Raw genomic sequence first — 18,549 nt, 5'->3', positions numbered from 1 at the left:
TCCCGGGCATGCTGCCCAACGCTGACTCAGCTCTTTCCTCCGGACTCACGCTGCGGCGCGTGGCCATCGACACCTACCACGAGAACGTGGCCTACCTGCACCGCGACTGCGCCGTGGTGCGGGCCGAAGGCTTTCAGGCCTTGTCCAAGGTGGAGGTGCGGGCCAACGGCCGGCGCATCCTGGCCACGCTGAATGTGGTGGACGACAGCAGCATCGTGGGCTGCAACGAGATCGGAGTCTCCGAGGACGCCTTTGCCCGGCTCGACGTCGCTGGCGGGCACCCGGCTTCGGTGTCGCCGGCCGAGCCGCCCGAGTCCATCCCTGCGCTGTTTCGCAAGATCAATGGCGAGCGGCTGAGCCGCGAGGACTTCCACCGCATCGTTCGCGACATCGCCGAGCTGCGCTATTCCAAGATCGAACTGACCGCCTTTGTGGTGGCCTGCAACCGCAGCGAGCTCGACCGCGAGGAGGTTTACTTTTTGACCGAGGCCATGGTGGCCAGCGGGCGGCGGCTGGACTGGAACGAGCCGCTGGTGGTGGACAAGCACTGCATCGGCGGCATTCCGGGCAACCGCACCTCGATGCTGGTCGTGCCCATCGTGGCCGCCCATGGGCTGGTGTTTCCCAAGACCTCGTCGCGCGCCATCACCTCACCCGCCGGCACCGCCGACACCATGGAGGTGCTGGCGAATGTGGAACTGCCGTTCGAGCAGCTCACCGGCATCGTGCGCCAGCACCACGGCTGCCTGGCCTGGGGTGGCACGGCCCAGCTCTCCCCGGCGGACGACGTGCTGATCTCGGTGGAGCGCCCCCTGTCCATCGACTCGCCCGGCCAGATGGTGGCGTCCATCCTGTCCAAGAAAATCGCCGCCGGCGCCACGCACCTGGTGCTCGACATTCCCATCGGCCCCACGGCCAAGGTGCGCTCCATGCCCGAGGCGCAGCGCCTGCGCCGCCTGTTTGAATACGTGGCGCAGCGCATGCACCTGTCGCTGGACGTGGTGATCACCGACGGCCGCCAGCCGGTGGGCCGTGGCGTGGGCCCGGTGCTCGAAGCGCGCGACGTGATGCAGGTGCTGGAAAACGACCCGCGCGCGCCCGACGACCTGCGGCAAAAATCGCTGCGGCTGGCGGGCCGCCTGATCGAATGCAGCCCCGATGTGCGCGGTGGTGACGGCTTTCGCATCGCGCGCGACATCCTCGATTCCGGCCGTGCGCTGGCGCAGATGCGCGCCATCGTGCAGGCACAAGGCGACCGGGGGTTTGACCATCACCACCCGGCGCTGGGTGCCCTCACGCTGGCGGTGAAGGCACCAGCGGCCGGCGTGGTCATCGGCATCGACAACCTGCAGATCGCTCAGATCGCGCGCCTGGCCGGCGCGCCCAAGGTGCGGGGTGCGGGTGTGGACCTGTGCGTCAAACTCGGTGAGCCGGTGTCCGCCGGTGATGTGCTCTACCGGGTGCACGCCAGCTACCCGGCCGATCTCGAATTCGCCCGCCAGGCCAGTGTGCGCGCCAGTGGTTTCAGCCTAGGCACCGCCGCCCAGGTGCCCCAAGTTTTTGTGGAGTTCTGATGTCCCTCTCCAACAAACCCGATGCGGGTTGTGTGCTGTGTTTCGACGACGAAACCGCGCCGGCCAGCCAGGCCGCCAGCGCCCTCGGCATGGCCGTGGCGGTGGTGGCGCGCCACCGCTTCCCCGATGGCGAGATGCGCCTGCGCCTGCCCGCCGAGCTGCCTGAGCGCGTGGTGCTCTGGCGTGGCCTGCAGCAGCCCAACGAAAAACTGGTCGAGCTGCTGCTGACCGCGCAGACCGCGCGCCGGCTGGGCGCCAAACACGTCTCGCTGGTGGCCCCTTACATGGCCTACATGCGCCAGGACATCGAATTCAATCCGGGCGAGGCCATCAGCCAGCGCATCGTGGGTGGTTTTCTGGCCGGCTTGTTCGATGCCATCATCACCGTGGACCCGCACCTGCACCGCGTGGCCACGCTTCATGAAGCCATGCCGGTGAAGGACGCCATCGCATTGAGCGGCGCGCCGCTGCTGGCCGACCACATCGCCACCCAACGGCAAAACCCGCTGCTGATGGGGCCGGACGAAGAAGCGCTGCAATGGGTGGCGCTCGCTGCGAAGCGGCACGGCTGGGACCATGCGGTGTGCCGCAAGACGCGCCATGGCGATCGGGAGGTGGACATCGAACTGCCCGAGCTGCCGGTGGCCGGCCGCGCGGTGGTGCTCATGGACGACGTGGCCAGCTCGGGCCACACGCTGGCGCGAGCGGCGGTGAAGCTGCGCGCCGCGGGGGCGAGGTCGGTGGACGTGGCGGTCACGCACGCGCTGTTTGCGTCAGGCGCGGTGCAGCTGGTGCGCAGTTCGGGCGTGGGGGAAATCTGGAGCACCGACTGCATTTCGCACGCCTCCAACGCCGTGAGCGTTGTTCCAGCTGTGGTGGCCGCCTTGCAAGGCATTTGAACGTCGGCAGTCTCATTGAGGTTGCTCAACGCTGAGGCAGCAGGCTTGCCTAGACTGGTCGGGTGGGGGCGTGACCCCTGCTTGCTCCAAGGAGACCCTGATGCGTGCTTTGTTGCCTTGTGCACTTTCGCTGCTGGTGTCTGCGGCCCTCACAGCCTGCTATGTCGTCCCCGAGCGCCAGGCCGATGGGCAGGTGATCTACCAGCATTACCCTTTGCCGCCAGTGGGCACGGTGGCGCCTGCGCCTGCGCGTGTGGGTGTTGCGCCGGGCGGCGCAGCAGCACCCGCCAACCTGCCGGCGCGTCTCTATCCCATCAACGACATCGCGACCTCCACCGGCATCATCACCGGGTCCGTCACCAACATGATGACCGGCAAAGGCGTCTTCAACGTCTCTTACCTGGGTGAGGTGCTCACAGGAGAGGCCACCCGCGTCTCGAACGACGAGCGACGCGGCGTTGCCAGCGCTTTCAGCCCCAAAGGCCTGTACATGTCGTGCGAGTACCAGATGAACACACCCTTCCAGGGAGCGGGCACCTGCACCTTCTCCAACGGCGCTTCGTACCGAATTCACATCGGCGGGAACTGAGCATGCCGGGCTGCCATGCGCGGGCAAGTCGCGTGGCGGCACCAGTGAATGGCCGTGTTGCACGCGGGTTATGGACCAAGTCCGACCCGTGAAAAGGGGTATGGAGGAATACTGGGGTTTTCCCTCGGCTCCTTCAATGGAACGCACCTCCTACATGACCACGTCACTGTTTTCACCCCTCACCGCCGGCAGCATGTCGCTGGCCAACCGCATCGTCATGGCGCCGCTCACGCGCAACCGCGCGCCCAACGCCGTGCCCACGCCGCTCATGGCCACCTATTACCAGCAGCGCGCCACGGCCGGCCTGCTGATCACCGAAGCCACCGCCATCAGCCACCAGGGCCAGGGCTACGCGGACGTGCCCGGGCTCTACGCACCCGAGCAGATCGAAGGCTGGAAAGCCGTGACCGCCGCGGTGCACGCCGCGGGCGGCAAAATCGTCACGCAACTCTGGCACGTGGGCCGTGTGTCGCACGTGGACCTGCAACCCAATGGGGCAGCGCCCGTGGCGCCCTCGGCCATCGCCGCCAAGACCAAGACCGTGCTGCTCAAGGACGGCGCGCCCGTGTTCGTGGACACCTCGGTCCCCCGTGCGCTTGAGACCAGCGAGCTGCCCGGCATCGTGAACGACTACCGCAAGGCCGCTCTGGCTGCCATCGAAGCGGGCTTTGACGGCGTGGAGATTCACGCTGCCAACGGTTACTTGATCGACCAGTTCCTCAAGACCGGCAGCAACCTGCGCACCGACGCGCACGGCGGCAGCATCGAGAACCGTGCCCGTTTGCTGGTGGAGGTGGTGCAGGCCGTGACCGACGCCATCGGCGCGGGCCGCACCGGCGTGCGCCTGTCGCCCGTGACCCCGGCCAACGACGTGATCGATGCCGATCCGCAGCCGCTGTTCAGCCATGTGATGCAGGAACTCGCGAAGTTCGACCTCGCGTACGTCCACTTCATCGAGGGCGCCACCGGTGGCCCGCGCGAACTGGCCGACCGCCCGTTCGACTACGACGCGTTGCGAGACCGCTACCACGCAGCCGGCGGCAAGGCCGCCTGGATGGTCAACAACGGCTACGACCTGGCCTTGGCCCAGGGTGCCGTGAACAATGGCGCCGATCTGGTGGCCTTTGGCAAGACCTACATTGCGAATCCAGACCTCGTCGAGCGTCTGAAGCAAGGCGGTCCGTTCAATGAGCCGGACAGCAAGACCTTCTACGGCGGCGGCGCCCAAGGCTACACCGACTACCCCGCGCTGCAGGCCGCCTGAGGTCGCTCCACCTGCACCGCCGCCTCTGGGCGCTGCAGGTGGAGCAGGCCTCAACGCAGTGTTGCGTTGGCCTGCACCTGTTGTTTGAGCTGCTCGGCCAGCTGGGTGGCCGCTCGGCGCCCCGCCAGGCCGAAGTCGCTTTTGAATTCGGCAAATTCGGCGGTGCCGTTGCCCTGCGCTTTCACCGTCGCAACAGCCTTGCCCTCGGCGTCGCTGACTTCGCACGTCAGATCGATGCCGAACTTCGTGGGTGGCCAGGTGAACAACGACGGCGAATCGGTGTTGGTGGTGATGCTGGGCGAGAACACATAGCTCACACCGAAAGCGGCGATGGCCTCGCGGTCGCTCGCCGACTTGACCACGAACACATCGGCGTACACCGCGCGCAACGCGTCGCGAATGGACTTCTCCAGGTCGCGGTATGGAAAGTAGCTGACCTTGTCGCCACCACCGCCCGCCGTGATGACTTCCTTGCCCCGGTCCGCGTCGGTCATGACGTAGGCGACCTTTTTCGGATTGAGCCCGGTTTCGTTGCGCACGGGTGTTTCCAGCGGGCTGATGCCGATGGGGTGGGCGCAGGCAGCCAGCAGGGCGAGCAGTGCGGTGGCCACGGGAATGCGCCAGAAATTCTGAAGTGACATGGGTTGCTTTCGGCTCAAGGTTTGACAGCGGTGATGAAGGCGGGATCGGCGTAGATCGTCTGCAGCAGTGTGCGCACCAGTCGGGGGTACTCGCTCTGGCCTTTCGGCACCGCAACAGCAGCGGCAAAGCTCGACTCGAACTGCGTTTTCGCGCTGTAGATCTTGTCGTGCACCGTCTGCCCGCGCTTGACCACACTCAAGCGAACATTCATGAAGCCTTCGCCGGTGTTGATGCCAGACACATCGATGTCGTTCTTCAGCAGCGTGGCGTCGATTCGTGTCTCGGACTTGGGATCGAGCACCCGCAGCTCGGTGAGGTCGGAGCGGATAGCGTCTTCCAGGTACTGTGCAAAGGAGCCGTTGGACGACACGAAGGGTGCGCCCCGCAGAGTGATCTTGTTGACCGGTGCCTCCGGACTGCGGGGTTGGAATTCGCCCACGGCGACCTTGCCCAGCTGAGCGGCCTTGAGCCGGTCGATGCTCGGGTAGTCCGGGCTGTAGGTGGGGGCCACGAACGAGGCGCAGCCGGTCAGCGCGACCGCCGTGAAGGCCAGCAAGACCATGCGTAGTTTCATCTTGTCCCTTTTGTTTCTGATCGATGCACATGCGTCGAGAGGGACTATACCGACCCGCCTGTGCCTCGCCGGGATACCTCCCACCGTTTATCCTCAGCGTCATGAAGCTCTACAACTACTTCCGCTCCTCGGCCTCGTTTCGCGTGCGCATCGCGCTGGCCCTCAAAGGCCTCGATTACGAATACCACTCGGTCCACCTGGCCAAGGGTGAGCACAAGCTGCCGGCTTACGCCGACATCGCGGTGGAAGGCCTGGTGCCCTTGCTCGAACTCGATGACGGCACTCGGCTGACGCAGTCGATGGCCATCATCGAATACCTCGACGAACTGCACCCCACCCCCGCCTTGCTGCCGGCCGACGCGCTGGGCCGTGCGCGCGTGCGGGCGCTCTCCCAGATCATTGCGTGCGAGATCCACCCCATCAACAACCTGCGCGTGCTCAAGTACCTGAGCAAGGACCTCCAGGTGGACGAGGACACCAAGAACACCTGGTACCGCCACTGGGTGCGCAGCGGGCTGGAGTCGTTCGAGCGCCAGCTGGCCGCGCAGCCACCCGGCACCTATTGTTTCGGGGAAACACCGACCCTGGCCGATTGCTGCCTGGTGCCGCAGATCTTCAACGGCCAGCGTTTCAACGTCGACTTCTCGGGGCTGCCGCGCACCATGGCCGCATTCGAGGCCTGCATGAAGCATCCCGCGTTCCAGAAAGCGCAACCCTCGGCCTGCCCGGACGCCGAAACCTGATGCTGCTGACGGCCGACGGCATCCAACCCGATTGGCCTGCGCCGCCCGGCGTGCGGGCGCTGTTCACCACGCGCCTGGGTGGCGTGTCGGTGCCGCCGTTCGACAGCTTCAACCTGGGTGATCACGTCCGCGACGAGCCTCTGGCTGTCGCGGGCAACCGCGAACGGCTTGCAGCCCTCACAGCGCCCGCGCGACCGGTGTTCTTGCAGCAGGTGCATGGCACACACGTCGTGCCGCTGACCCCCGACACGCCCGATGGCACCACCGCCGATGCCTGCGTGGCGCACGGCCCCGGCGTCGTGGCCACGATCATGGTGGCCGATTGTTTGCCGGTGCTGTTCACGCACGCGTCAGGCACCTGGGTGGCCGCGGCGCACGCGGGCTGGCGGGGTCTGGTTCAAGGCGTGCTGGAGGCCACCGTCGGGACTTTGCGCGAGTCGGCCGGCGAGGGCGATATCGTGGTCTGGCTGGGCCCCTGCATCGGGCCGGGCGCGTTTGAAGTGGGGGCGGAAGTGTGCGAGACGTTCGTGGCGGCCGACCCCGAAGCGGGCGCCCATTTCTGGCCCCTGGGCAAAGGCAAGTTTCTGGCCGATCTGCAGGCCCTGGCTCGCCTGAGGCTTCAGGCGATGGGCATCACCCATGTGCACGGCAACGATGGGTCACCGCCCTGGTGCACCGTGACACAGACCTCACGTTTCTTTTCGCACCGGCGCGACGCCGCCTTGCTCGGCAGCACCGGACGCATGGCCGCCTGCGTCTGGATCGAGTGAAACACCGGATGCCGGTTCTGCATTGGCGGCCAGTCGCGCCATCTGGGCCTGATGTTCGGCCGCTTCGCGGGCCTTGATTTCCTTGCGCCGTGCAGGGGTCCTCATCACGTAAACCACGAGGACGACGGGCAGCAAACCGTAAAGAAAAAAGGTCACAATGGCCCCGAGGATGGATCCGGTGGAGTTGCTCGCCTCCGCCACCGACATCATCAGAACCACATACATCCAACCGATCACGACCAGGTACACAGCATTCCTTGCAGACCGGGGAAACCATGTCAGTCTGCTGGAAGCCGCCACGCAGATACTGGGGAAAACCCGGAAATTTTTCCCCACCGTGGGGATGATAAGCCGCACACAAAAGCACAGGAGACCAGCATGACATCGGGCAAAACCCCACCCACCGACTGGCTGGAGACCGCCAACCAGTTCCAGCAAAACCTTGTTCAGCAATGGACGCAGGTGGCCCAAGCTTTTCCCGGGGCTGCGGCGGGTGTCCAGCCCGGCGCAACCGACCCCTTTGCGGCATTCAAGGCGTTCATGCCGCAAGCGGGTGGAGCCAACCCGTTCGGGATGGCCATGCCGACAGGTGGGGCGGTCTTCCCCGGCATGCCAGCGATGCCTGCCATGCCCGGCATGGTCGACATGTTCAAGAACGCCTCGGGTCAGCAGGTGAGTTTCGATCCCGCAAAACTGCTGGAGATCCAGAACCAGTACCTCAAGGACGTGACCGGCCTGTGGAACCAGGGCCCGGCGGTCAAGCCCGAGGGCGATCGGCGCTTTGCGTCCGATGCCTGGGCCAACAACCCGATGGCGGCGTTCTCCGCCGCAGCCTACCTGCTCAACGCGCGCACCCTCATGGCCCTGGCCGACGCGGTGCAGGGCGATGCCAAAACCCGCACCCGCGTGCGCTTCGCGGTGCAGCAGTGGATCGACGCCAGTGCGCCGAGCAACTTCCTGGCCTTCAACGCCGAAGCGCAGAAAAAAGCCATCGACACCCAGGGCGAGAGCATCGCCAAGGGCATGGCCAACCTGCTGCACGACATGAAGCAGGGCCATGTCTCCATGACCGACGAGAGCGTGTTCGAGGTGGGCAAGAACGTGGCCACCACCGAAGGCGCGGTGGTGTTCGAGAACGAGCTGTTCCAGCTGATCGAATACAAGCCGCTCACGGCCAAGGTGTACGAGCGCCCGTTCCTGCTGGTGCCGCCCTGCATCAACAAGTTCTACATCCTCGATCTGCAGCCCGAGAACTCGCTGATCCGCTACTGCGTGGAGCAGGGTCACCGCACCTTTGTGGTGAGCTGGCGCAACCCCGACGAGTCGCTGGCGCAGGCCACCTGGGACCAGTACATCGAAGACGCGGTGATCAAGGCCATCGAGGTCACGCAAGACATCACCGGTGCCGAGACCATCAATGCGCTGGGCTTCTGCGTGGGCGGCACCATGCTGGGCACGGCGCTGGCCGTGCTGGCTGCGCGCGGTGAAGAGCCGGTGAACTGCGCGACCTTTCTCACCACGCTGCTCGACTTCACCGACACCGGCATCCTCGACGTGTTCATCGACGAGAACTTCGTCAAGTACCGCGAGGCGCAGTTTGCCCAAGGCGGCCTCATGCCGGGGCGAGATCTCGCCACCACCTTCAGCTTCCTGCGCCCGAACGACCTGGTGTGGAACTACGTGGTGGGCAACTACCTCAAGGGCGAGACGCCGCCGCCGTTTGACCTGCTGTACTGGAACTCCGACAGCACCAACCTGCCCGGCCCGTACTACACGCGCTACCTGCGCCAGATGTACCTGGAGAACAACCTCATCAAGCCCGGCAAGATGACGGTGTGCGGCGAGAAGATCGACTTCCGCCAGGTGAAGCTGCCGGTCTACCTCTACGGCTCGCGCGAAGACCACATCGTGCCCATCGGCGGCGCCTACGCGAGCACCCAGGTGTTCCCCGGCAAGAAGCGTTTCGTCATGGGGGCCTCGGGCCACATCGCCGGCGTGATCAACCCGGCCAGCAAGAAGAAGCGCAGCCACTGGATCGGCTCGTCCACCAAATTCCCGAAAGACGTGAACGAGTGGATCGCCAGCGCGGATGAACAAGCCGGCAGCTGGTGGACCGACTGGGCCGCCTGGCTCAAGCCGCAGGCAGGCAAACAGGTCGCGGCGCCCAAGACCTACGGCAAGGGCAAGAGCTACGCGGTCATCGAGCCCGCGCCGGGTCGCTACGTCAAAGCCAAGGCTTGACCCCGAATTTTTTCAGCACAACAAGGAGCAAACCCATGGAAGACATCGTCATCGTTTCAGCCGCCCGCACCGCCGTCGGCAAGTTTGGCGGCTCGCTCGCCAAAGTCCCCGCCACCGAGCTCGGCAGCATCGTCATCAAGGCCATGCTGGAGCGCAGTGGCCTGCCCGCCGACGTGATCGGTGAAGTGATCATGGGCCAGGTGCTGGCCGCAGGCGTGGGCCAGAACCCGGCCCGCCAGGCCATGATGAAGGCCGGTGTGGCCAAGGAAACCCCGGCGCTGACCATCAACGCCGTGTGTGGCTCCGGCCTCAAGGCCGTGATGCTGGCCGCGCAGGCCGTGGCCTGGGGCGACAGCGAGATCGTGATCGCCGGTGGCCAGGAAAACATGAGCGCCAGCCCGCACGTGCTCAACGGCAGCCGCGATGGCCAGCGCATGGGCGACTGGAAAATGATCGACACCATGATCGTTGACGGCCTGTGGGACGTGTACAACCAGTACCACATGGGCATCACCGCCGAAAACGTGGCCAAGGCCCACGCCATCACGCGCGACATGCAGGATGCCTTGGCCCTGGGCAGCCAGCAAAAGGCCAGCGCCGCACAAGATGCCGGCAAGTTCAAGGACGAGATCGTCGGCGTGAGCATTCCGCAGCGCAAGGGTGATCCGGTCGTGTTCGACACCGACGAATTCATCAACAAGAAAACCAACGCCGAAGCGCTGGCGGGCTTGCGTCCGGCTTTCGACAAGGCGGGTTCCGTGACCGCCGGCAACGCCTCGGGCCTGAACGATGGCGCCGCTGCCGTGATGGTGATGACCGCGAAGAAAGCCGCTGCACTGGGCCTGACGCCGCTCGCGCGCATCGCCGCCTTCGGCACCAGCGGCCTGGACCCCGCCACCATGGGCATGGGCCCGGTGCCCGCCACGCAGAAGGCACTCATGCGCGCCGGCTGGAAGGCGTCGGACGTGGACCTGTTCGAGCTCAACGAAGCCTTCGCCGCCCAGGCCTGCGCCGTCAACAAGGCGCTGGACATCGACCCGGCCCGTGTGAACGTCAACGGTGGTGCGATCGCGATCGGTCACCCCATCGGCGCGTCCGGTTGCCGCATCCTGGTGACGCTGCTGCACGAAATGGTGCGACGCGACGCGAAAAAGGGCGTTGCTGCGCTGTGTATCGGTGGCGGCATGGGGGTTTCCCTCGCGGTCGAACGCTGATTTGCCTGTAGATTCAAACGCAGAGAGCAGGGCGGCTCGCGCCCTGCAACCCAACACACACAAACCAGAGGAGAACCCCCAATGAGTCAAAAAGTAGCGTACGTCACCGGTGGCATGGGTGGCATCGGAACGGCCATCTGCCAGCGCCTGCACAAAGAAGGCTTCAAGGTCATCGCCGGCTGCGGTCCCACGCGCGATTTCAAGAAGTGGATCGACGAGCAAGCGGCCCTGGGCTTCACGTTCTACGCATCGGTCGGCAATGTGGGCGACTGGGCATCCACGGTCGAAGCCTTCACCAAGACCAAGGCCGAGCACGGCACCATCGACGTGCTGGTGAACAACGCCGGCATCACGCGCGACCGCATGTTCCTGAAGATGTCCCGCGAAGACTGGGACGCCGTGATCGAGACCAACCTCAACTCCATGTTCAACGTGACCAAGCAGGTCGTGGCCGACATGGTGGAAAAAGGCTGGGGCCGCATCATCAACATTTCGTCGGTCAACGGCGAAAAGGGCCAGGCCGGCCAGACCAACTACTCGGCCGCCAAGGCCGGCATGCACGGCTTCTCGATGGCGCTGGCGCAGGAACTGGCCAACAAGGGCGTCACGGTCAACACCGTGAGCCCGGGCTACATCGGCACCGACATGGTCAAGGCCATCCGCCCCGACGTGCTGGAAAAGATCGTGGCCACCGTGCCCGTGAAGCGCCTGGGTGAACCCGGCGAGATCGCCTCCATCATTGCGTGGCTCGCCAGCGAAGACGGCGGCTACGCCACCGGCGCCGACTTCTCGGTCAACGGCGGCCTGCACATGGGCTGAACCGGCCCCATGCCGACGACCAACCCCGCTGCGGCGGGGTTTTTTGTGGGCGTTTTCGGGTGGTGTTCCAGTGAACGCCCCAGCCCGACTGCAGATACATTGCCAGCATGTACAAGTCTTTGCCCATCGAATCCCTCGCGCTCAACCAGCCGGTGCCCGTGAACATCTGGGACCCCAAGGGCGTGCTGTTGCTGCGCAAGGGCGAGTCCATCACCTCCGAACACCACCGGGGTCACCTGATGCTGCACACGCCCATGGTGCTGGCGGCCGATTGGCAGGCCTGGGGCTACAGCTACACCGCCGCACTGGACCGCATGGTGCGCGGCAACGAATCGCTCAGCCGCATCGCCGCACTTGACGCCATGGTGCCGGTGCAGGAAAAAAAGGACGCGCGCGACGAACTGTTTCCCACCGAGGCCTGGCCGGACATCCACGCCGCCTTGTCCACGCTGCTGCACCAGGGCGCTGAAGCCAGCCAGTTCGGGGAGCGCCTGCAACGCCTGGCGGCGCAGACCCAACAGATGTGGCTGGAACACCCAGACGTCAGCTTCATGGTGCTGGTGCAACTGCTGTTCGACACCCACGTGCCGTACAGCACCACGCACGCCTTGCTCGCGGCCGGGCTGTGCGCCCTGGTGGCGCCGTCGGCCGGCTTGTCCGAGGCCGATCAACAACCGCTGCAGCGCGCGGCCCTGACGATGAACATCGCCATGACACGCGCCCACGACGAGATGGCGCGCCAGGGCAGCGCTTTGTCGGAGTCGCAACGCAAGACCGTGCGCGAGCACCCACAGCGCAGCGCCGAGGTGCTGCGCCGCCTGGGTGTGGTCGATGCCCAATGGCTGCAACTGGTGGAAGACCACCACGAGCGCCCAGACGGCCAGGGCTACCCCGCCGGCAAACCGGTCCACAACACCGCGCACCACCTGCTGCAAATAGCCGATGTGTACGTGGCCTGCATCAGCCCGCGAAAAAGCCGGGGCGCGCTGCTCTCGCAGCAGGTCGCGCGCGAGCTCTACCTGGGGGTCGATCAGCAGCCCGACCCCCTGGGTGCCTTGTTCGTCAAGAACATCGGCTTCTACCCGCCAGGCAGCTATGTGCGGCTGGCCAGTGGCGAACTGGCGGTGGTGGCGCGCCGAGGCGCCAAGGCCAACGCGCCAACGGTGTTCGCCATCGTGGGCCGGCAAGGCCTGCCGCTGGGCGAGCCCACCCTGCGCGACACGGCGGATCCTGCGTTCGAAGTCAAGGCGAGTCTGGTCCCCGGCGATGTGAAGGTGACCGTCAGCGTGGCCAGGCTGCTGGGGCGCCATTGAGAACCCGGGCGTCGCGGTACAGTCGCCCGTCATGTCCCCGAGTCCTGTGAGCGATGCTGCCCCGATGATTGAAGACCGCCCCGACCACCCACAAACCAGCCCATGGCGCCTCTCGGTCGCGCCCATGATGGACTGGACCGACCGGCATTGCCGCTACCTGCACCGCCTGCTGACCCGGCACACCTTGCTCTACACCGAGATGGTGACCACCGGCGCGCTGGCACACGGCAGCGTGCAGCGGCACCTGCGGTTCAACGCCGAAGAACATCCGGTGGCCCTGCAGCTGGGTGGCAGCGACGCGGCCGAGCTGGCCATGGCCGCGAAGCTGGGCGAAGACTGGGGCTACGACGAAATCAACCTCAACTGCGGTTGTCCGAGCGACCGTGTGCAACGCGGTGCGTTTGGCGCCTGCCTCATGGCCGAGCCCAAGACCGTGGCCGACGGCGTGAAGGCCATGCTGGACGCGGTGTCGATTCCGGTGACGGTGAAGCACCGCATCGGCATCGACCGCGTGGAGAGCTACGACTTTGTGCGCGACTTTGTGGGCACCGTGAGCGAAGCGGGTTGCCGTGTGTTCATGGTGCACGCGCGCAATGCCTGGCTGGACGGCCTTTCGCCGAAGGAAAACCGCGAAGTGCCGCCGCTGCGTTACGAGCTGGCGTACCGACTCAAGCGTGACTTTCCCGAGCTCACCATCGGCATCAACGGCGGCATCACCACCAACGCGCAGATTGCCGAGCACCTGCAGCAGGTCGACGGCGTGATGGTGGGGCGCGAGGCGTACCACAACCCCTGGCTGCTCACCTCGTGGGACGAGACCTTTTTCGGCGCAGCGCCGAGCACCCTCACGCGCGAAGCGGTGGAAGAGCAGATGGTGGTCTACATGGAGCGGGCTTTTGCCGAAGACGGCTGCCCCTGGTACGCGATCGCGCGCCACATGCTGGGCCTGCGCCACGGACTGCGCGGCGCACGGCGCTGGCGCCAGATCTGGAGCGACCACCGCCTGAAACCCTTGCCACCGCGCGAGGTCTGGGCCATGGCACAGGAAAGCATCGCCGCCGAACATCCGCACGCGCCCCTCCCAGTGGCGTGACGCTCATTCCATCCACCAAGGCCCTCATGTCTGTTTTGCCCCCGGCGCTGGACGCCGAACGTTTCGCGATCGACACGCCGGCCGGCCGCGTGAGCGCCTACCGGGCCTGGCCCTCGTCGGGCGCGGCCAACCTGCCACCGGTGCTGCTGGTGCACAGCGTCAACGCCTCGGGCTCGGCGGCCGAAGTGAAGCCGATGTTCGAACACTGCCGGCGGCGCCGCGCGGTGTACGCGCTGGACCTGCCGGGCTTCGGTTTCTCCGAACGCAGCGACCGGGTCTACACCCCACGTCTCATGACCGACGCGATCCATGCGCTGCTCGCGCACATGCGCCAGGCGCACGGGGTGGACGCGATCGACGTGCTGGGTGTCTCGTTGGCCAGCGAGTTCGTGGTGCGCGCACAGCAGGAGGCGCCCCACACGGTGCGGCGCATGGCCCTGGTGAGCCCCACCGGCTTCAGTGGTCCGAAGCGGCGCTACGGGCCACCGGGCAGCACCCTGTTTCAGGCGTGGCTGCACAAGATGCTGTCGTGGCCGTTCTGGACCGAAGGCATCTACCGCAATCTCACCCGACCCAGCGTGATCCGCTACTTTCTGGAGCGCACCTGGGGCTCCAAGCGCATCGACGAAGCGCTCTGGCGTTATGACGTGATCACCACGCGGCAGTCCGGTGCGCGCTTTGCCCCGCTGCACTTCGTGTCGGCGGGCATGTTCAGCCGCGACATCAACACCTTGCACGAGGCCGTCACCTGCCCGGTGTGGGTGAGCATGGCCACGCGCGGTGATTTCACCGACTACCAGGGCAGGGTGACGGTGGAGCAGCGGCCCAACTGGCAGTTCCACGCCATTGAAGGCGGTGCCTTGCCGTACTTCGAAGACCTCGCCGCGTTCACCGACAAGCTCGACCCGTTCTGGGGATAGGCGCGCCAAGGCCATTCATGGCCCTGTCAAATTCGGTCGCCAAGCTCTCGCCAGCCAGCCCACTTCGGGTTGGGCTGCGGGGTCCTCCATGGCGATTTCCAATCGGCGCAGTTTCATCATTCGCGTGGCGTCGGCGTCAGCCGCGGTGGCCGCGGGCGGCTTGTTGTCGGCCTGCGGAGGCGGGGACGACAACACCTCCGTTGCACCCGCGCCGGTGCCCGCTCGCTTTGATTTCGGCGTGGCCAGCGGCGACCCCCTGGCCGACCGGGTGGTGCTGTGGACGCACGCCGCCCCGGCCAACGGCCAGTCGGCGGTGAACCTGATCTGGGAAGTGGCGCGGGACGCCGGCTTCACCCAGGTGGTCTCCAGCGGCCAGGTGCAGGCCACCGCAGCCGCGGGCTTCACCGCCAAGGTGGACGCCACCGGCCTGGCCGCCGGGCAAAGCTACTTTTACCGCTTCCGCGAGGGCAGCAACAACTCGCCCGTGGGCCGCACCCGCACCCTGCCGGCCTCAGGCGTGGGCAGCGTGAAGATGGCGGTGTTCAGCTGCGCCAACTACCCTGCGGGCTTCTTCCATGCCTACAGCGAGGCGGTGAACCAGGGCGCCGAATACGCCGTGCACCTGGGCGACTACATCTACGAATACCCAGCCAACGGCTACGCCTCGCAAGACGCCGTGGCGCTGGGCCGCGTGAGCACACCGGCCAACGAGTGCTTCACGCTGGCCGACTACCGCGCCCGCTACGCCCAGTACCGCAGCGACCCCGACCTCAAACGCCTGCACGCCAGCCTGCCGCTGATCGCGGTGTGGGACGACCACGAGATTGCGAACGACGCCTACGTGACCGGTGCCGAGAACCACACCGAAGGCGCGGAGGGCGCCTTCACCGACCGCGTGGCCGCGGCCCTGAAGGTCTGGCATGAGTGGATGCCGGTCCGCACGCCCGACATGACCGACCTGCGCAAGATCTACCGCAGCTTCGACTGCGGCAACCTGCTCTCGCTGCACATGCTGGAGACGCGGCTGCTAGGTCGCGACAAGGGCGTGGAGCTGCCTGATCTGGTGAACCCCGCCACGCAGGCGGCGGCGCTCGCCAGCCTGTCGTCCACCTCGCGCCAGATGATGGGCGCCACCCAGCAAACCTGGTTGCAGCAGCAGATGGCCGCGTCCAGCGCCACCTGGCAGGTGCTGGGCCAGCAGGTGCTGATGGCGCGCATGGCGTTCCCGGTGTCCATCCTGCAGGCGCTTGACCCGTCGAACACCGACCCCGTCGCGCAGGCCAACGGGCTGGCCGCCATCACCGATTACCTCACAGCCAAAAACACGCCGGCGGGCCTGCGCACGCTCACCCAGGTGGCCCTGCTCGACCCGGCCATCAACCCGCAGCTGGGCTACAACCTGGACGCGTGGGACGGTTACCCGGTGGCGCGCGAGGTGCTGCTCGGCACGGCCGCGACCTTGGGCAAACGGCTCGTGACCCTGGCCGGCGACACGCACAATGCCTGGCACAGTGATCTCACCTTGATGGGCGGCGCCAAGGTGGGCGAAGAGTTCGCCACGCCGGGCGTGAGTTCGCCGGGTCTGGAGGAGTACCTCTCCGCCATTCCACCGGCGCAGGCCGCCGGCATCTTCACCGGCGTGATCGACACGCTCAACTACGCCGACACTTCGCGCCGGGGTTGGAACAGTTTCCGATTAAATTGCTCATAGCTGCGCGTTTATATACACTATGAGCATGTCTCGTAAGCTTGTGCCCATCCAAGAAGCAGCCGATGCCCTGGGCGTCTCTGCCCAGACTCTGCGGCGTTGGGAGCGTGAGGGGCGGCTCATTGCGGATGAGCGCACCGCTGGCGGGCGCCGGCGATACGACCTCGCGCGCCTCAAGCCCGAGCAATTTCATGCTGACCGAGAGTCGCTGCGCAAGACCGTGGCCTACGCCCGAGTCTCAAGCCACGACCAGAAGGCAGATCTGGAGCGTCAGAAGCAGGTCCTTGAGATCTACTGCGCACGGCAAGGATGGACGTTCGAAGTCATTGCAGACCTTGGCTCTGGAATGAATTACAACAAGAAAGGCCTCAAGCGTTTGCTCGACGCCATCATCGATGGCGATGTTGGGCGACTGGTCATCACGCACAAAGACCGGCTTCTGCGCTTGGGCGCAGAGCTGGTCTTTGCAATCTGCCAGGCCAAGAACGTCGAGGTGGTCATCCTCAATCAGGGTGAGGACACGACGTTCGAGGAAGATCTTGCCAAGGACGTTTTGGAGATCATCACGGTCTTCAGCGCGCGGCTATACGGCAGTCGCAGCCGCAAGAACCAGAAGTTGCTCGATGGCGTGAAGCAGGCTGTGGAGGCTTCGGAAAAATGATCATCGCCCACAAGATTGCGCTGGCGCCCAACAACGAGCAGGCGACCTACCTTGGTCGCGCTGCAGGCGTTGCTCGCTTTGCCTACAACTGGGCGCTGGCCGAGTGGAAGCGGCAGTACGAAGCATGGAAGGCAGACAACAGCCTGCCAAAGCCATCGCAGGCGGCGCTGCGCCGTCAGCTCAACAGCTTGAAGCGTGAGCAGTTCCCTTGGATGCTGGAGGTCACGAAGAACGCCCCTCAGATGGCCATCATCCAGCTTGGCAAAGCGTTCCAGAACTTCTTCGCTGGCCGCGCACGCTATCCGCAGTTTCGCAAGAAAGGCGTGCATGACCGCTTCACTCTGACCAATGACCAGTTCGATGTTGAAGACTCACGCATACGCATCCCCAACCTGGGCTGGGTGCGCATGCGTGAGTCGTTGAGGTTCAACGGCAAGATCATGTCGGCCACGGTCTCCCGTGTGGCCGACAGATGGTTCGTGTCCGTCACAGTCGAAACCCAGAACGATCCGCGTCTGCCCAAAGCCGAAAACCAAGGTGCTGTGGGCGTGGATCTGGGCGTCGCTGCGCTGGCCACACTGTCAACGGGAGAGACGATCGCAGGTCCCAAAGCCCACAAGGCCTTGCTGGGCCGTCTGCAAAGGCTCTCACGTAGCCTGTCGCGCAAGAAGAAGGGATCGTGCAACCGCAAGAAAGCAAAAGCCAAGTTGGCCAGGCTGCACGCCAGGATCGCTTCGATCCGGGGCGACGCTCTGCACGAGCTCACGACAGATCTCACGAGCCGATTCCACACAATCGGCATCGAGGATCTGAATGTGCGTGGCATGGTGCGCAACCGCCGGCTTGCACGTGCTGTGGCCGACATGGGGTTCTTCGAATTTCGGCGTCAGCTGCAGTACAAAGCTGAGATGCGAGGCAGCCTGGTGTTCGTGGCAGACCGCTGGTTTGCGAGCAGCAAGATCTGCTCATGCTGTGGTCACAAGCTCGAAGCGTTGGCGCTGTCACAGCGCTACTGGACATGCCCGACTTGCGAATCTATCCATGATCGCGATGTGAACGCAGCGATCAATCTGAAGAACATGGCCGCGAGTTCCGCGGTGTCAGCCTGTGGAGAGGAAGGCTCTGGCCAGCGCCGCAAGACGCGGGCGAAACCAGCCTCTGTGAAGCAGGAAGTCAGCTTCGATCATGTTTGCGCATGATCGAGCAAGTCTGACGGAACGGCTTTCTGCTCATGACGTTCACGCCCACCGCCGCCACCGGCGACTGGTACTTTGTGAACACGGTGAAGTCCAGCAGCTACACCGTGGTGCTGGGCCACACCGCGGTGTTCAACGCCTGATTCGGCGCACTCAGACCGCGGCTTCCAGGCCGCTTTGAAAATGCTCACGCATGCGCTGCACCGCCAGCGCGGCGTTGCGCTGCGCCAGGGCGGCCACGATGGCGCGGTGTTCGGCCAGCGACTCGTCGATGCGCCCGGTCTTGAGCAGCGAGTTGTGGCGGTTGAGCTTCATGACCTTGCGCAGGT

The 18,549-nt window shown here is 65.5% G+C and carries 19 protein-coding genes; 15 read left to right on the top strand and 4 right to left on the bottom strand.

The window, feature by feature from the left end:
* Positions 1–8 precede the first annotated feature (8 nt).
* From Q1W68_RS13015 to Q1W68_RS13000, 4 genes are all read left to right on the top strand, one after another.
* Positions 9–1,574 carry a thymidine phosphorylase family protein gene (locus tag Q1W68_RS13015; protein WP_300716914.1) on the top strand — a complete coding sequence of 522 codons (1,566 nt, stop codon included), beginning with the start codon at positions 9–11 and terminating at the stop codon, positions 1,572–1,574.
* Positions 1,574–2,473, top strand: a complete 900-nt coding sequence (locus tag Q1W68_RS13010) for a ribose-phosphate diphosphokinase (protein ID WP_300658316.1) — start codon at positions 1,574–1,576, stop codon at positions 2,471–2,473. Before Q1W68_RS13015 ends, Q1W68_RS13010 begins: the two co-directional genes overlap by 1 nt.
* Before the next feature lie 100 nt (positions 2,474–2,573).
* The gene (locus tag Q1W68_RS13005) at positions 2,574–3,062 is read left to right on the top strand and encodes a hypothetical protein (protein ID WP_300656039.1); all 489 of its coding nucleotides are present in this window, start codon (positions 2,574–2,576) and stop codon (positions 3,060–3,062) included.
* A gap of 136 nt (positions 3,063–3,198) precedes the next feature.
* Positions 3,199–4,326: an alkene reductase gene (locus tag Q1W68_RS13000; RefSeq protein ID WP_300658318.1), complete on the top strand. Its 1,128-nt coding sequence runs from the start codon at positions 3,199–3,201 to the stop codon at positions 4,324–4,326.
* Positions 4,327–4,376: 50 nt separating this feature from the next.
* Here Q1W68_RS13000 and Q1W68_RS12995 read toward each other — a convergent pair whose 3' ends face one another.
* Positions 4,377–4,967, bottom strand: coding sequence for a hypothetical protein (locus Q1W68_RS12995; RefSeq protein WP_300649829.1), 591 nt, complete (start codon positions 4,965–4,967; stop codon positions 4,377–4,379).
* A gap of 14 nt (positions 4,968–4,981) precedes the next feature.
* Positions 4,982–5,542 (bottom strand): hypothetical protein, encoded by a 561-nt coding sequence (locus tag Q1W68_RS12990; protein WP_300649830.1) that lies wholly within the window; start codon positions 5,540–5,542, stop codon positions 4,982–4,984.
* 101 nt (positions 5,543–5,643) lie between these two features.
* Between Q1W68_RS12990 and maiA the strand changes: the two genes are divergently transcribed.
* The gene (gene maiA / locus Q1W68_RS12985; protein WP_300649831.1) at positions 5,644–6,285 is read left to right on the top strand and encodes a maleylacetoacetate isomerase; all 642 of its coding nucleotides are present in this window, start codon (positions 5,644–5,646) and stop codon (positions 6,283–6,285) included.
* Complete coding sequence (gene pgeF / locus Q1W68_RS12980) at positions 6,285–7,055, top strand: peptidoglycan editing factor PgeF (RefSeq protein WP_300649832.1); 771 nt, start codon at positions 6,285–6,287, stop codon at positions 7,053–7,055. The genes maiA and pgeF overlap by 1 nt, the downstream gene beginning before the upstream one ends.
* Here the strand turns inward: pgeF and Q1W68_RS12975 are convergent.
* Positions 6,975–7,304 carry a hypothetical protein gene (locus tag Q1W68_RS12975; RefSeq protein WP_300649834.1) on the bottom strand — a complete coding sequence of 110 codons (330 nt, stop codon included), beginning with the start codon at positions 7,302–7,304 and terminating at the stop codon, positions 6,975–6,977. The genes pgeF and Q1W68_RS12975 overlap by 81 nt on opposite strands.
* A gap of 369 nt (positions 7,305–7,673) precedes the next feature.
* Here Q1W68_RS12975 and phaC point away from each other — a divergent pair, with 369 nt between their 5' ends.
* The 9 genes from phaC to Q1W68_RS12930 all read left to right on the top strand — a co-directional run bounded on the left by phaC (position 7,674) and on the right by Q1W68_RS12930 (position 18,223).
* A complete protein-coding gene (phaC, locus tag Q1W68_RS12970; protein WP_300716923.1) occupies positions 7,674–9,296 on the top strand; it encodes a class I poly(R)-hydroxyalkanoic acid synthase in 1,623 nt (540 codons plus the stop codon).
* Between the two features lie 35 nt (positions 9,297–9,331).
* Complete coding sequence (locus tag Q1W68_RS12965; protein WP_300658320.1) at positions 9,332–10,510, top strand: acetyl-CoA C-acetyltransferase; 1,179 nt, start codon at positions 9,332–9,334, stop codon at positions 10,508–10,510.
* 81 nt (positions 10,511–10,591) lie between these two features.
* Positions 10,592–11,329 carry an acetoacetyl-CoA reductase gene (phbB, locus tag Q1W68_RS12960; protein ID WP_300658322.1) on the top strand — a complete coding sequence of 246 codons (738 nt, stop codon included), beginning with the start codon at positions 10,592–10,594 and terminating at the stop codon, positions 11,327–11,329.
* A gap of 107 nt (positions 11,330–11,436) precedes the next feature.
* On the top strand, positions 11,437–12,642 hold the full coding sequence (locus Q1W68_RS12955) for an HD domain-containing phosphohydrolase (protein WP_300716913.1): 1,206 nt from the start codon (positions 11,437–11,439) through the stop codon (positions 12,640–12,642).
* A 64-nt stretch (positions 12,643–12,706) separates the two neighbouring features.
* Positions 12,707–13,735 (top strand): tRNA dihydrouridine(20/20a) synthase DusA, encoded by a 1,029-nt coding sequence (dusA, locus tag Q1W68_RS12950; protein ID WP_300650836.1) that lies wholly within the window; start codon positions 12,707–12,709, stop codon positions 13,733–13,735.
* A gap of 26 nt (positions 13,736–13,761) precedes the next feature.
* The gene (locus Q1W68_RS12945) at positions 13,762–14,655 is read left to right on the top strand and encodes an alpha/beta fold hydrolase (RefSeq protein WP_300658324.1); all 894 of its coding nucleotides are present in this window, start codon (positions 13,762–13,764) and stop codon (positions 14,653–14,655) included.
* Between the two features lie 88 nt (positions 14,656–14,743).
* Positions 14,744–16,366 carry an alkaline phosphatase D family protein gene (locus Q1W68_RS12940; RefSeq protein WP_300716912.1) on the top strand — a complete coding sequence of 541 codons (1,623 nt, stop codon included), beginning with the start codon at positions 14,744–14,746 and terminating at the stop codon, positions 16,364–16,366.
* A gap of 25 nt (positions 16,367–16,391) precedes the next feature.
* A complete protein-coding gene (locus Q1W68_RS12935) occupies positions 16,392–17,024 on the top strand; it encodes an IS607 family transposase (protein ID WP_300653108.1) in 633 nt (210 codons plus the stop codon).
* Positions 17,021–18,223 carry an RNA-guided endonuclease TnpB family protein gene (locus tag Q1W68_RS12930; RefSeq protein ID WP_300653109.1) on the top strand — a complete coding sequence of 401 codons (1,203 nt, stop codon included), beginning with the start codon at positions 17,021–17,023 and terminating at the stop codon, positions 18,221–18,223. The genes Q1W68_RS12935 and Q1W68_RS12930 overlap by 4 nt, the downstream gene beginning before the upstream one ends.
* 150 nt (positions 18,224–18,373) lie before the next feature.
* Here the strand turns inward: Q1W68_RS12930 and Q1W68_RS12925 are convergent.
* Positions 18,374–18,549: FCD domain-containing protein (locus tag Q1W68_RS12925; protein WP_300716922.1), on the bottom strand; the 176-nt coding region annotated here is incomplete at its 5' end.

This window comes from Hydrogenophaga sp., assembly GCF_030158645.1.
Taxonomy (GTDB): domain Bacteria; phylum Pseudomonadota; class Gammaproteobacteria; order Burkholderiales; family Burkholderiaceae_C; genus Hydrogenophaga.
The sequence above is the reverse complement of the archived record's forward strand: the minus strand, read 5'-3'. Positions and strand labels throughout refer to the sequence as shown.